A 1,887-nucleotide genomic window follows, 5' to 3' on the forward strand; every position below is an offset into this window, starting at 1 on the left:
GAAGCGAACCCGGGGAACTGAAACATCTCAGTACCTGGAGGAAAAGACATCAACCGAGATTCCGTTAGTAGTGGCGAGCGAACGCGGACCAGGCCAGTGCCTCATCTTCAACTAGCAGAACACTTTGGAAAGAGTGGCCATAGCGGGTGACAGCCCCGTATGCGAAAGTGATGGATGAGGACTCGAGTAGGGCGGGACACGTGTAATCCTGTCTGAACATGGGGGGACCACCCTCCAAGCCTAAATACTCGTATGTGACCGATAGCGAACACAGTACCGTGAGGGAAAGGTGAAAAGCACCCCGATGAGGGGAGTGAAACAGTACCTGAAACCGGATGCTTACAAGCAGTTGGAGCCCCTTTGGGGGGTGACAGCGTACCTCTTGCATAATGGGTCAGTGACTTAGTTTATCATGCAAGCTTAAGCCGTTAGGTGTAGGCGCAGCGAAAGCGAGTCTGAATAGGGCGACAGAGTATGATGAATTAGACCCGAAACCCGGTGATCTAGGCATGACCAGGCTGAAGGTGCGGTAACACGCACTGGAGGGCCGAACCGTTGAATGTTGAAAAATTCTCGGATGAGTTGTGTTTAGGGGTGAAAGGCCAATCAAACCGGGAAATAGCTGGTTCTCCGCGAAATCTATTGAGGTAGAGCGTCGAATGTATGCCGTTGGGGGTAGAGCACTGGATGGGTGCGGGGGTCGCGAGATCTACCAATCCTAACCAAACTCCGAATACCAACGAGTCTTGTTCGGCAGACAGACGGCGGGTGCTAAGGTCCGTCGTCAAAAGGGAAACAGCCCTAACCTACAGCTAAGGTCCCCAAGTCACGTCTAAGTGGGAAAGCATGTGGGAATCCCAAAACAACCAGGAGGTTGGCTTAGAAGCAGCCATCCTTTAAAGAAAGCGTAACAGCTCACTGGTCTAAATAAGGGTTCCTGCGGCGAAGATGTATCGGGGCTCAAGACGTGCACCGAAGCTTAGGGTTCGGACTTTTGTCCGAGCGGTAGCGGAGCGTTCCGTAGGCTGATGAAGCGATCTGGTAATGGGTCGTGGAGGTATCGGAAGTGCGAATGCTGACATGAGTAGCGACAAAGAGGGTGAGATGCCCTCTCGCCGAAAGACCAAGGGTTCCTGCTTAAAGCTAATCTGAGCAGGGTGAGCCGGCCCCTAAGACGAGCCCGAAGGGGGTAGTCGATGGGAACCACGTTAATATTCGTGGGCCTGGTGGTGTGTGACGGATCTCTTACATTGTACGTTCTTATCGGATTGAACGTGCTTTCACGAGGTTCCAGGAAATAGCCCCACCGTATAGACCGTACCCGAAACCGACACAGGTGGTCAGGTAGAGTATACCAAGGCGCTTGAGAGAAGTATCCTGAAGGAACTCGGCAAATTGCCTCCGTACCTTCGGAAGAAGGAGGCCCCATATATGCGCAAGCACTTGTGGGGGGCACAGGCCAGGGGGTAGCGACTGTTTAGCAAAAACACAGCACTCTGCTAAGTCGGCTTCAAGACGACGTATAGGGTGTGACGCCTGCCCGGTGCTCGAAGGTTAAGAGGAGGAGTGCAAGCTCCGAATTGAAGCCCGAGTAAACGGCGGCCGTAACTATAACGGTCCTAAGGTAGCGAAATTCCTTGTCGGGTAAGTTCCGACCTGCACGAATGGCGTAACGACTTCCCCACTGTCTCCAGGATATGCTCAGCGAAATTGAATTCTCCGTGAAGATGCGGAGTACCCGCGGTTAGACGGAAAGACCCCGTGCACCTTTACTGCAGCTTCAGAGTGGCATTAGGAAAGAATTGTGTAGCATAGGTGGGAGGCTTTGAAGCACCGGCGCCAGCTGGTGTGGAGCCATAGGTGAAATACCACCCTGTTGTTTTCTGA

The 1,887-nt window shown here is 53.0% G+C and carries 1 rRNA gene (running past one end of the window); it reads left to right on the forward strand.

Annotated features, from left to right (window positions below):
• Positions 1-1,887 (forward strand): 23S ribosomal RNA (locus ACFOD9_RS14775) (its annotated part extends 216 nt beyond the left edge of the window); the annotation flags it as partial.

It is taken from the genome of Novosphingobium bradum (genome assembly GCF_042646485.1).
Classification (GTDB): Bacteria; Pseudomonadota; Alphaproteobacteria; order Sphingomonadales; family Sphingomonadaceae; genus Novosphingobium; species Novosphingobium bradum.